This is a genomic window from Acidiplasma cupricumulans, from assembly GCF_001402935.1.
Classification (GTDB): domain Archaea; phylum Thermoplasmatota; class Thermoplasmata; order Thermoplasmatales; family Thermoplasmataceae; genus Acidiplasma; species Acidiplasma aeolicum.
Window position 1 is genome coordinate 1 of record NZ_LKBH01000295.1, and the last position, 12,680, is coordinate 12,680.

General features: G+C 34.8%; 10 protein-coding genes. 5 read left to right on the top strand and 5 right to left on the bottom strand.

The window, feature by feature from the left end; all coding sequences use genetic code 11:
- The 5 genes from AOG55_RS08015 to AOG55_RS08035 all read left to right on the top strand — a co-directional run.
- A partial coding sequence (locus AOG55_RS08015; RefSeq protein WP_055041148.1) for an alcohol dehydrogenase catalytic domain-containing protein occupies positions 1–969 on the top strand: 969 nt, incomplete at its 5' end.
- A 66-nt stretch (positions 970–1,035) separates the two neighbouring features.
- The gene (locus AOG55_RS08020) at positions 1,036–2,388 is read left to right on the top strand and encodes a xylulokinase (protein WP_052656710.1); all 1,353 of its coding nucleotides are present in this window, start codon (positions 1,036–1,038) and stop codon (positions 2,386–2,388) included.
- A 74-nt stretch (positions 2,389–2,462) separates the two neighbouring features.
- Positions 2,463–3,140 carry a transaldolase family protein gene (locus AOG55_RS08025; RefSeq protein WP_048101291.1) on the top strand — a complete coding sequence of 226 codons (678 nt, stop codon included), beginning with the start codon at positions 2,463–2,465 and terminating at the stop codon, positions 3,138–3,140.
- Between the two features lie 101 nt (positions 3,141–3,241).
- On the top strand, positions 3,242–3,430 hold the full coding sequence (locus AOG55_RS08030; protein ID WP_048101290.1) for a hypothetical protein: 189 nt from the start codon (positions 3,242–3,244) through the stop codon (positions 3,428–3,430).
- Positions 3,431–3,482: 52 nt separating this feature from the next.
- The gene (locus tag AOG55_RS08035) at positions 3,483–4,838 is read left to right on the top strand and encodes a dihydrolipoyl dehydrogenase (RefSeq protein WP_055041149.1); all 1,356 of its coding nucleotides are present in this window, start codon (positions 3,483–3,485) and stop codon (positions 4,836–4,838) included.
- On the opposite strand, the gene AOG55_RS08040 is transcribed toward AOG55_RS08035, so the two are convergent.
- The 5 genes from AOG55_RS08040 to AOG55_RS08060 all read right to left on the bottom strand — a co-directional run bounded on the left by AOG55_RS08040 (position 4,835) and on the right by AOG55_RS08060 (position 12,624).
- On the bottom strand, positions 4,835–6,187 hold the full coding sequence (locus tag AOG55_RS08040) for a hypothetical protein (RefSeq protein WP_156318808.1): 1,353 nt from the start codon (positions 6,185–6,187) through the stop codon (positions 4,835–4,837). The two genes, AOG55_RS08035 and AOG55_RS08040, sit on opposite strands and share 4 nt — an antisense overlap.
- Positions 6,174–7,862 carry a maltose alpha-D-glucosyltransferase gene (gene treS, locus AOG55_RS08045; protein ID WP_054963950.1) on the bottom strand — a complete coding sequence of 563 codons (1,689 nt, stop codon included), beginning with the start codon at positions 7,860–7,862 and terminating at the stop codon, positions 6,174–6,176. The genes AOG55_RS08040 and treS overlap by 14 nt, the downstream gene beginning before the upstream one ends.
- Positions 7,856–9,778, bottom strand: coding sequence for an alpha-1,4-glucan--maltose-1-phosphate maltosyltransferase (locus AOG55_RS08050; protein ID WP_055041150.1), 1,923 nt, complete (start codon positions 9,776–9,778; stop codon positions 7,856–7,858). The genes treS and AOG55_RS08050 overlap by 7 nt, the downstream gene beginning before the upstream one ends.
- Positions 9,775–11,883 (bottom strand): 1,4-alpha-glucan branching protein GlgB, encoded by a 2,109-nt coding sequence (gene glgB, locus AOG55_RS08055; RefSeq protein WP_054963948.1) that lies wholly within the window; start codon positions 11,881–11,883, stop codon positions 9,775–9,777. The genes AOG55_RS08050 and glgB overlap by 4 nt, the downstream gene beginning before the upstream one ends.
- Positions 11,884–11,976: 93 nt before the next feature.
- Positions 11,977–12,624, bottom strand: a complete 648-nt coding sequence (locus AOG55_RS08060) for a helix-turn-helix domain-containing protein (RefSeq protein ID WP_048101284.1) — start codon at positions 12,622–12,624, stop codon at positions 11,977–11,979.
- Between the last annotated feature and the right edge of the window lie 56 nt (positions 12,625–12,680).

The window sequence follows — 12,680 nt, forward strand, 5'->3', positions numbered from 1 at the left end:
ATAATGAGGGCGGCAATACTGGAGTCCCAAAAAAATTTAAAAATCAGGGATATAAAGAACCCGGATTATGTACCGGATGGATATGTAAAGATAAGGGTAAAATCAGTGGGTATCTGTGGTTCTGATGTTCATTATTATTCCAGTGGAAGGATTGGTGATTTTATTTTAAAATCCCCAATGATACTTGGCCATGAAACTGGAGGAATAGCAGAATCTGATGGTGATAATATTAAACGTGGTGATGTTGTTGCCATAGAACCCGGAATACCATGCGGGAAATGCATTTATTGCAGATCTGGAAGATACAATCTATGTTCCGATATTAAATTCTTTGCCACACCTCCGGTTGATGGTTCAATGAGGGAATATATTGTTCATCCTGAGGGCTTTGTTTATAATGCTAAAGGGCTTTCAACCTCAGAGGCAAGCCTTGCAGAGCCAATGTCTGTTGGTGTTTACGCAGTAAGAAAGTCCCTTATAGGACCCGGTGATTCTGTACTCATTACAGGATCCGGTTCCGTTGGTATATTGACTGCATTTGTTGCGGAATCAAGTGGTGCCAGTGTAACATTAAGTGATGTGGATCCAAAAAAGATGGATTATGCCAGTAAATGTGGCTTTAATGCCTATTTGAATGATAAAATTAGGGACAAATTTGATGCTGTTTTTGAATGCAGTGGATTTGCCTCAGAATTTGCCCTTGAACATGTAAAAAGGGGCGGTGACATTTTTCTGATTGGAATGGGTAATGAAGATGGCCTAAACAATTTAAAAATAACATCAAATGAGATCACTGTTCATGGGATTTTTAGATACAGGAATACATTTGAAACTGCCATTAGCATAATAAAAAAATACCGTGAAAGGATGAAACCTCTTACAGAAAAACACATAGGCCTGGAACAGCTTCCTGATTACCTTGAAAACGGTGAGTATGCAAAATATATTAAAACTATAGTTGATTTATAGATTCATTAAATTTTTAAACCAGATTTATTAAATAAGTTTATATAAAAAAATATATTAAATTCATAAATGTCTTATCTCGGCATAGATGTGGGTACAAATGCAATAAAGGCAGTTATGATTGACAGTTCAGGAAACATAATTTTTGAAAAATCAATAGATTATAAGATTTATTTTAATAATTGTTATGCAGAGGAAAACCCATATGACTGGATAAACGGATTTAAAAAAATCATGGAATCACTGCCTGAAAGGCCAGAATCAATGGCCTTTACAGGCCAGATGCACACATTTGTAATAACAGACGACTACGAAAAGCCAGTGAGAAATGCCATTTTATGGTCAGATTTCCGAGGATATAAATACTCACAATTTCTTATCAAAAAATATGGGTTAAAAAATTTAATTAATGAAACTGGAAATTACCCACTCTCAAATTTCAGCCTGCTTAAACTTTTATGGATAAAATATAATGAAAAACAAAATTTTAAAAAGATGAAAAATGCATTTATAGCAAAGGATTTTGTTAAATATTATTTAACAGGGAAAAAATCCATAGATGTAACTGATGCATCAGGCACATATCTTTTAAATGTTAAAAAAAGATCATGGACCCGGATATTTGAACATTTAGACATATATCCAGAAATATTCGGGGATTTAAATGAATCATACGATACTGATTCATATTATGATGGAATAGAAATAAGGGCCGGTGCAGGTGATCAGGAGGCATCTGCCATAGGGATGGGGCTTGGACCAAATGACCTCGGTATAACACTTGGCACATCCGGTGTCGTTTTTAAGCTTTTAAAGGAATATAAAATTCCCAAAAATAATTCACTGCATTTATTCTGCCATGCACAAAAAAATAAATGGCATTTAATGGGTGTAACACAGTCAGGTGCATTATCATTAAAATGGATAAATAGCATTTTAAATTTAGGTTATAAGGAATCAGAGAAACTCGCCATGTCTTCAGACCCTGGAAGCAATGGCATTCTATTTTTTCCATACCTTAACGGTGAGAGATCACCATTTAATTCAAGCACCGTTCGTGCATCATTCTCCGGCATTAGTTCAGGCAGCAGCAGAAATGACATAATAAGGTCTGTAATGGAGGGCATAGCATTTAATTTAAAACATGTATATAAAGAGATGAATCAGGGGGCAGAAAAAATAGTAATATCCGGTGGTGGTGCAGAAAGCAAACTGCTGGTTCAAATAATATCAGATGTTTTCAATAAAACTGTTTATTTAGGCAATGTGAACAGCACAGCATACGGCGCTGCCCTAATATCAATGGGGCATGACGTTAAACAGGATTATCATGAAGTTTTTGAACCATCCCAAAATGCTGCATTGTACCAGGAACTATTTTTAAAATATTTAAGGTCTTCAAGCTTTATAAGAAAAATTTAGTTTAAATTCAATGAATTATTTATAAAAATATAATAAACACTTAAATATAAATTATGTATGTAAATTAGGTTACAATGAAAATATTTCTGGATTCAGCAAATATTGATGAAATAAATAATATAGCCCGTTACGGCATTCTGGATGGCATAACAACAAATCCGTCAATCTTATCTAAGGAAGTGGATGACAATAATGATACTGCGGGGATCATTAACAATATTATAAAACATGTTAATGGTGAGGTGCACATACAGGTAACATCAGATGAATACGACACCATTTTAAAACAGGCGATGAAAATACATTCTCTTGGACTTAATGTAATAGTTAAGATTCCAGTTACACAAAATGGGATGGCTGCAATGGCCTCATTAAGATCCAGGGGCATTAAAATTAACGCAACCACAATATTTACCCCTCTGCAGGCTTTGGCCGCAGCAAAAAATAATGCTGAATATTCAACTGTATATTTAAGCAGCATAGATGATTCAGGTAACAGTTCATATAAGGTTATTCAAACAATAAGAACCATGTTTAATAATTATAATATGAAAACAAAAATAATGGGGGCTGCAATTAAAAATCCAGTTCAGATTATCGAGTGCGGAATGGCAGGTGTTGACGCTGTTACAGCACCATATGGAGTATTAAAACAGATGCTCGACCACCCGGAAACATTAATGAATGTTAACAGATTTATAAAGGACTGGAATTTAATACCCCAGAACAGTAAAACATTTTTTAACCAATGATTTGGATTCCAGCATTTTTAAAAGTATGAATGAAGTATATAAGATGTTTTTACTTTTTATAATAAAAAAACATTAAGTATTTTCATTATATTATAAAAATTATGGAAATAAATAATGTAAAAGTCTGCCCACATTGCAATATTGATATGCAATTAAAGAATGCCCCCTACCATCAAAATAATGAATATATAGGGGATTTTGAGGCGTATGTTTGCCCCAGCTGCCACAGGGTATATTACACATCCAAAGGATTTTCTGATATGGGAAGTGTATTAATGAGGAAAAAATAAATAAATTTAATTTTATGGTAAATGTTATTTATAGTTCTATTATATTTAAGTTATGGAACATTACGATGTAATTACAATAGGTGCTGGTGGGGCATGCTATCCTGCCGCCTTCAGGCTTGACCAGTCCGGTTACAGTGTGTTAATGGTCGACAAAAAGGGTGTCCTATCTGGAAACTGTCTTTCAGAGGGATGTGTCCCATCAAAAACAATCATTGAAAACGTGCACAATTACGCCAGAGTTAAAAAATTTTATAGCTTTAATATTGACTATGAAAAAATAATTGAAAGAAAGGATTCAGTTCAGAAAATAAGATATGCCAATCACGATCGTGAGATTAAAAATTCAGGAGTTACGCTTTTAAGGGGTGCAGCGTACATTGTTGACGAACATACAGTAAAGGTTAATGCTGATGGCTTGGAAAAGCTTTACAGTGCAGACTATATAATAATAGGCACTGGAACAGATACATTTGTTCCAGACATACCAGGAAAGGAATATGCATATGTAAGTGGTGATATATTCAGAATAAATCCAAGTTTCAGAAAAATTCCAGATTCTGTTGTTATAATAGGTGGCGGATACATTGGCCTTGAAACAGCATCATTTTTATCAATCCTTGGTTCCAGGGTAAAACTGGTTGAGGTAAAGGACAGAATTCTTATAGATATGGATAAGGAAATTATTGATAAGCTCTATCCCCTGCTGCCGGAGATGGATGTTTATTTTAATAATGAGGTTAAATCAATAGAAAAGGTCAATGAAAGGTATAAGGTTAATTTGTTACAGGATAATGGTAACAGGGAGAGCATTTATGCTGATGCGGTAATAATGGCAACAGGTCGTGAACCTGTTTTCCCGGATGGACTTGATAAAATTGGAATAGTATATGATAGACATGGCATAAAGGTAAATTCTGGAATGCAGACGAATATAAAAAATATTTATGCCACAGGGGATGTGAATGGCATTACCCCGTTATTCCATGCGGCAAAACGCCAGAGCCTGGTTGCGGCCCATAATATAATGTCTGATGGAAAGTTAACTGATTACTATGATCCCTTAAGTGTGCCGTATACATTATATACCATACCACAGATGTCCTATGTTGGCATTACACCTGAATATGCCATAAGAAATAATATTGAATACACAGAGGTTAAATATGATCTGAAGGAGGATACACTTGCCGAGGCCTTTGATGAAATGTACGGGGAAATAACATTGCTTGTTGACAAACGTATGAAAATTATAGGTGGTTATGCAATAGGAAACGATGCAGGGAACGTCATCAATGAAATAGCACTTGCAGTTAAAAATGGCCTTACAGCAAGGGATTTTGCAGAGATGGCACACCAGCACCCAATGACGTTTGAGGGACTTGATACCGCTGCGAGAAAACTATTTTAAAGACATAACTTTTTATAAATTCTTTTAATTTCATTTAACGGTATGCCTATCCATGATGGCCTGTTTTTAATTTCATATAATAGTTCATATGAGGCTTTTTGAAGCAAAAAGAGGTCAATGGAGTTAAATAAATACTCTGGCATAATACCGATACTGCACATCACATTTTTATATGCATTTACGAATTTGACTGAAACATTGTCTAATATCTCATTTATATCATCGGGCCTGATGCATGATGATGAATAAATAAGGTAGCTCAATGATCTGAGCATGCCCGCAACATCTCTCAGGGGTATCTGCCTTACTGATCTTTCTGAAAGTTTTCTAAGGGGCTCTCCCTCAAAATCAATAACATAGTACTTTTCTGAATATATTATCTGGCCCAGATGATAATCACCATGTATCCTTATCTTATATATACCGGTGTAATCGAGACTTTTTATCATAATATTTAATTTATTTTTTAAACTTTCTATAATGCTATCTTCTATAAGTCCAGATTCTCTCAGATTATTAATTGTTTCTTCCATAACAGAATAAAAATCATCCATGGTGGCCAGAACTGGAATAAAATCCTCCTCACCTGAATAAAAAAGTACCCTGTGCATCCTTCCTGTTAATGTTCCAAGGTCACCTGCCATTCCAGTTAAAAAACCTTTTATTTTTTTCTCCAGTTCACTGTAATCTGAGGCCTCACTGCATATAGATGATATTTTTTTATTTGAATATGACCATAAATCTATTGAATTATAAATATATTCTGATATATTTATTAAGTAAATATTCCCGGAACGTGATGTGTAAACGGCATATCCCATGGGTGCAGGCACATTATCAAATCCATTTTTTATCAATACAACAGACATTCTTATATCAGGGTTCTCACCATACTGAAGAAATCTGTAATTTTTGCAGATTATATTTCCCATGATGAATGAACTGTTACTCTGTTCTGCCTTTATTGTCGCAAAATTGTCAGAATTGTTAAAATTGAAAAACTGTGTTTTTATGAATCCTAAAATGCCATTTTTTCCCTTTAATTCAATTTCAGACATGAATAGCCTTAAAATGGCATCTGCATAATCTTTGGAATAAAATGCATCATAAATTTTATTGTTATCCTGGCAGGAAATTAAAATTTCTCCGGAGCCTATGCTAACAGGGAAATAATAAAGATAATTGCCCATATTTGTCTGGAATTTTAATATCAAAAGTAGAAAATTATCAACATTAAATGAATCATAAACACTTACACCTGTAATTTCATCATTTTTATTTGAAAACCACCTCCGTGATTTTATATAATTTATTACCTCATTATTTAAGATTGATTCAGGATTGATCATAATCATCCACCAGGTCAAATGAATCGTCACGTTCGGGCACTATTAAATTAAACCAGAAAAATGACCTTGGGGTCATTGTGATGAAATAATTTAGGTCACCTATTCTTGGAAATGCTGCCTTTGTTATGGCCTCTATTGGCTTCAATCCTGCATATTCATGCAAATCGAGTTCAACATAGGTTGGACTTCTGGAGAGGTTAAAAAGGCATAGCATTCTCTGGTTTTCATATTCCCTTATATAAACAAGAACCCTTTTGTTTTTCTGATTTATAAATTTGATTGACCCCCTGCCAAGAAGTTCCTTGTAATCCTTTCTTATATTGATTATTTTGATCATCCATTTTAATAACGATGAATTCAGCCGCATCTCGGCCTCAACATTTACGCTCTCATAATTATAATTTGGATTTGTAATTACGGGTGAGTAAAGTTCCTCGGAATCTGCGGTTGAGAATCCAGCATTTCTATCATATGACCACTGCATGGGCGTCCTTACACCGTTTCTGTCACCCAAATAAATATTATCACCCATGCCTATCTCATCACCGTAATATATAATTGGCGTTCCAGGCAGTGAGAATATTAATGCATTAAGGAGTTCTATTGTATTTATATCATTATCCACAAGGGGTGCAAGCCTGCGCCTGATTCCAAGATTAAGCCTCATTTTTGGCAGCTTGGCATATTCCCTGAACATTATATCCCTTTCGGCATCAGTAACCATTTCGAGTGTGAGCTCATCATGGTTCCTTAAAAACGTGCACCAGTCGCAGTTATCTGGAACCGGAAGCGTCTGGTTTATAATATCCTCTATCGGATAATAATCCCTTTTTGCAAGTGCAATAAAAATTCTTGGCATCAATGGAAAATTAAATGCCATATGGAATTCATCCCCATTGCCAAAATATGCCCTTGCATCCGTTGGCCACTGATTCGCCTCGGCCAAAAGTATTGTTCCAGGATATTCACTATCCATCATTTTTCTTATTTCCTTGAAGAAATTATGTGTTTCTGGAAGGTTTTCACAGTTGGTGCCCTCACGCTTGAAAAGATATGGCACGGCATCGGCCCTGAAGCCATCCAGGCCAAGGTTCAGCCAGTACCTGATAATTTTTTTTACCTCCTCCCTTACCTCGGGATTATCATAATTAAGATCTGGCTGTGAGGAATAAAATCTGTGGAAATAGTACTGTCCCGATTCCTGGTCATATGCCCAGTTGGATTTTTCAGTGTCTATGAATATTATTCTGGCCTCCTTGAATTTATCAGGAGTATCACTCCATATAAACCAGTTTCTTTTTGGGCTGTCCCTGCTTTTTCTGGCCTCCACAAACCATGGATGCTGGTCAGAAACATGATTTAAAACCAGATCGGCTATTACCCTTATATTCATTGAGTGCGCGGTTTCTATAAACTGTTTAAAATCATCTATGGTACCGTATTCTGGTAGGATTGAATAGTAATCTGATATATCATAACCATCATCCTTAAGGGGCGATTTATAGAAGGGTAAAAGCCACAAAGCGTCAACACCAAGGTTTTTAAGGTAACCAAGTTTCATTGTGAGCCCCCTAAAATCGCCAATGCCATCACCGTTGGAATCATAAAATGATTTTACAGGAACCTCATAGAATATGGCATCCCTGTACCATAGTTTATTGCCGTCATCTAGCATTTTATCACCATTACATGGGCCTGCCTTTTTCCAGGAATAAGCCGGACATAATTATATTCACCATTCCACTTATATTTATTGTTGTTTAGGACATCAACTGCATCATAAATATAATTATTAATTTTAAGCGTCCCCAATGGAACCCTTACATAACCAGACTGTACATTATCCGTATCCATATTTAGTATCACAAGAACTATATTTTTAAAATCCTGAGAATATCGTGCATACGCCAGTATGGAATTATTCGTTGTTTCACAGAAATATATATTGCCATGTGTTTTTAACGCAGGATTTTCCTCCCTTATTATATTAAGCTTTGAAATTATATCTTTAATATTGCCAGGAGAATCAAAATCTCTATGTTTTATTTCATATTTTTCAGAATTTAAATATTCTTCAGTATCCCCCAGATGATCATTTTCACATAATTCAAATCCTGAGTAAATGCCCCATAATGGCGATAGCGTTGATGCCAGAACCGCCCTTATGATAAATTCATTTCTTCCCTTCCATAGATCCTTTCCAAGAATATCCGGTGTATTGGTAAACAGCATTGGCCTGAAAAAGTAATTTAATGGTTCTGAATTTAATTCAGAAAAATAGGATATAATTTCTTCAGGCGTAACGCGCCATGTAAAATATGTGTATGACATTGTAAATCCACGCTTTGAAAGCTCAAACATTAGGTTCTCCTTTGTAAATGCCTCGGCAAGAAAAACAACATCCGGATACCTTGACTTAATCTCATTTAAAAGCCATTCCCAGAAATCCAGTGGTTTTGTGTGCGGGTTATCTATTCTGAAAATTCTTATGCCATGGTTTATCCAGTATATAATAATATTTCTCATCTCATTCCATAGTGCCTTTTTATTTTTTATTTCAAAATTTAAAGGATAAATATCATAATATTTTTTTGGAGGATTTTCTGCATATCTTATGGAACCATCAAGCCTGTGGTAAAACCATTCAGGATGATCATGAACATATGGATGATCAGGCGAACACTGAAATGCAATGTCCATGGCTATTTTAATGCCGAGTTTTTCGGCCGATTTTAGCAGTTCTTCAAAATCATCCATGGTACCAAGCTCGGGATTAATTGAATAATGGCCCCCTGAGGAATTGCCTATTGCCCATGGGCTTCCAGGGTCACCAGGTGATGCAGTTCTGGAACCGTTTTTTCCACGCCTGTTTGTTATCCCAATTGGATGTATTGGCGTTAAATATATTACATTAAAATTCATGGATTTTACATAGCCTAAATGATTAATTAAATCCCTAAGCGTTCCTGATCTGCCATTATTTCCAAGAGACCTTGGAAAGAGCTCATACCATGAGGCATAGCCACCATAAACTGGATCAGATATGAGCCAGAGATTTTTGCAGTAACCAGTTTTTTCAGGTTTTTTCTGATATTTTTTGACTATGGCAGAAAAATTTTGATCCTTAAGCATCTCTATTTTTTTATCCACATTTAATTTTTTAAATTCATTTATGCTTGACCTTAAAAATTTTTTATCATCCCCCCTTGAATTATTATATGAATATTTTATAATTTCCATGATAACTTTTAGGTCCTCCTCCACATTTTCCCCTGCATTGTACCATGATTGTATATCCTTCAGGAGGCTGCCGTATGAATCCTTCCATGCCTCAATTGTATATTCATAGAAACCAATGCCATCCGTTTTAAATTTTGCAGTAAATATATCATTTGGATTTGAGTCCATTGGGATTATATTCCACCTTCTCTTACCCTTTTTCCTGTATTTTAGCACAGCATATACAAGGTCATGCCCGCTCTTAAAAATCTCGGCACTGACATAAAAATCCTGTCCTTCTATTGTTTTTGCCGGATACCTTCCACAGTTAATTTCAGGCCTTACATTCTCTATTGCAATTGGAGCCGTCATAACGCATCATTCCTCAGATAAATGGCCGATAATGGTGGCAAATTTATCTCTATTGAATATTTTCTCCCATGCATTGAATAATTGCATGATTCTATATTTTTATTTATATGATTTGAACCGCCGTACCTTGATGAATCGCTATTAAAAATTTCTGTATATGTTCCAGGACTGTCAACACCTATTGCATAATTTTCCCTTTCAACAGGTGTAAAATTAAATATGCATACTATATTTCCCCTCATAAAACTGATCACGGTATTATTTACATCATTAAAATCTATCCATGAAAAGTTTTCATCTATATGGAGGTCGTCATATTCTTTATATAAACTGTTGAGGTCATTAATCAGGTTTAATAAACCCTCCTCAGGTTTTCCAATGGCATTCCACTGAAGCTGTGAATTTGAATCCCATTCATTCTTCTGTGCAAATTCATTTCCCATGAATAGTAATTTTTTGCCCGGATATGCAAACATATACGACATAAATAATCTAATATTGGATATTTTTAGGTTATAATCACCGGGCATCTTCTGATAAAGTGAACCCTTGCCATAAACAACCTCATCGTGTGATATTGGCAGTATAAACCTCTCACTGTATGCATACATTACTGTAAAGGTTAATTTCCCAATGTTATATTTCCTGTAAAGCGGGTCTGTATGAAAAAAATCCAGTGTATCATGCATCCATCCCATATTCCATTTGTAATCAAAGCCGATGCCAGACCTTGACGTTATTCCCTTATATGTGCTTGATTCCTCGGCAACTGTTATGACCCCATGATACTTTTCATGCACCGTTGAATTAAGCTCTGTTAATAGTGATACAGCCTCAAGGTTTATGTTTCCACCGTATATATTTGGAATCCATTCCCCTGGTTTTCTGGAGAAATCCAGATATATCATTGATGTTACCGCATCAACCCTGATGCCATCTATATGAAATTCATCAATCCAGTACATAATTGCAGAGATTAAAAATGACCTGACCTCATTTTTGCCAAAATCAAATATATTTGTTCCCCAGTCCGGGGTTCTTCCCTTTCTGGGATCTGCGTAATTATACAGGTGTGTGCCATCAAACATGTATAATCCATAATCATCATCCGGAAAATGTGCCGCAACAAAGTCAAGTATTACCCCAATGCCATTCCTGTGCAGCTCATTTATAAGGTATTTTAAATCCTCCGGCCTGCCGTATCTTGATGTGGGTGCATAATAATTCACGGCCTGGTATCCCCAGGATATATCCAGCGGGTATTCAGTTAATGGCATAAATTCCACATAATTAAATCCGGTTTTTTTAAGATATTCAATCAGCATTGGTGCTATTTCCCTGTAACTGTAATATTTATCGCCATTTTTCCTCCAGGAACCAAGGTGCATTTCATAAATTGATACGGGATCATTGTATCCCAAAATATTTCTTTTATTTATCCATTCGCTGTCATTCCAGTTAAAATCATGGCCGATTACTATTGAGGATGTTCTTGGTCTCTTTTCAGTATAAAATGCATATGGGTCTGTTTTCATTTTAATCCCAAAACTGCTTGTATTTATTGCATATTTATAAACCTCATTTTCTGAAATACCTGGTATAAAAATAGACCATATGCCTGAGTCATTTATGTTAATCATTGGATGCATTCCGGGCGTCCAGTGGTTGAAATTTCCAACAACTGAAACTGAAAGGGCGGAGGGTGCCCAAACAGTGAAATTGCAGCCAGAAACCCCATCAATTTCAATTAAATGTGAACCAAAGGTCTTATATGATTCAAAAAGTTTGCCCTCCTTAAAAAGGTAAATATCATAATCAGATACTGCAGGCCTGAAGTTATATGGATCATAATATTTATGCTCATAACCTGAACTGTCAGTATATGAAATCATATACTTATTAATCTTATCATTAAAATTGGCCTGAAATATTTTATTATCGGTCTCAATCATTTTATATTTTTTATCATTAATAATTACGTAGGCATTAACAGCTATTGGTAGATATGCCCTTATAACATAACTTCCATTCTCAAAGTGCATGCCAAGATGTTTTTCCGGATGGTTACATTTGACATTTTTCAGGCACTCATATATCCCAGACATGATAATTTAATATAATTATTTTATATATTAACTTAACCTGAGATATTTTTATGAATATTTTAAATGATAAATTTATATTAATTATACCGTCAATCAGTCCAGAATGGATTCAATTATCTTTTTTTCTGCATTTCTTATGTGGAATAAAACCGTTGGCTTTGAGAGTCCGTATTCATCTGCTATGTTTTGCAGGCTGTATGTTCTTGGCCATTCATAATATCCATTCTGAAGTGCTTCCTTTATAAGTTTTCTCTCCAGTGCGGTTATTTTTAATGTGTGAACCATAGAATATATCTTTTTTGAAATATCAAGGATGCCATCCCCTGATTTTAGATTTACGTAATCGTATTCTATTATTTTATTATGCGATTTTGATATTGAATTAAATATGCCTTCAATAGAATTTTTATCATATGTAACTATAAAATAATGTTCAAGACCTGTGAAAGAAAAAAAGGGGAAAATTGGCATGGCATCATTTTCAGCAATTGCATTCATGATGCCATGGCCCCTTTTATTCCCACTGAATGCTATAAAATTCTTTCCAGCAGTGAATTTAATTTTATTGAAATCTTTATGATATTTTTCCTTAAAATCATCATTTACTGCAAAGTATCCGAAAATAGAATTAAAATATTTACCTGTCTTTCCCACATAGGATAGTATTATTTTTGAATCATTATTATATGTTGATTCAGAAAGGCTGCAGCTGCTTTTAGTCTTTACATTTATTAAATACATGTTTGTTTAAGTATTTAATAATATTTAAAGTATGTGCATGGCTTAAATAAGATATA

Coding starts and splice junctions, on each gene's coding strand:
- AOG55_RS08020 (WP_052656710.1), top strand. CDS start 1,036: ATGTCTTATCTCGGCATAGATGTGGGTACAAATGCAATAAAGGCAGTT.
- AOG55_RS08025 (WP_048101291.1), top strand. CDS start 2,463: ATGAAAATATTTCTGGATTCAGCAAATATTGATGAAATAAATAATATA.
- AOG55_RS08030 (WP_048101290.1), top strand. CDS start 3,242: ATGGAAATAAATAATGTAAAAGTCTGCCCACATTGCAATATTGATATG.
- AOG55_RS08035 (WP_055041149.1), top strand. CDS start 3,483: ATGGAACATTACGATGTAATTACAATAGGTGCTGGTGGGGCATGCTAT.
- AOG55_RS08040 (WP_156318808.1), bottom strand. CDS start 6,187: ATGATCAATCCTGAATCAATCTTAAATAATGAGGTAATAAATTATATA.
- treS (WP_054963950.1), bottom strand. CDS start 7,862: ATGCTAGATGACGGCAATAAACTATGGTACAGGGATGCCATATTCTAT.
- AOG55_RS08050 (WP_055041150.1), bottom strand. CDS start 9,778: ATGACGGCTCCAATTGCAATAGAGAATGTAAGGCCTGAAATTAACTGT.
- glgB (WP_054963948.1), bottom strand. CDS start 11,883: ATGTCTGGGATATATGAGTGCCTGAAAAATGTCAAATGTAACCATCCG.
- AOG55_RS08060 (WP_048101284.1), bottom strand. CDS start 12,624: ATGTATTTAATAAATGTAAAGACTAAAAGCAGCTGCAGCCTTTCTGAA.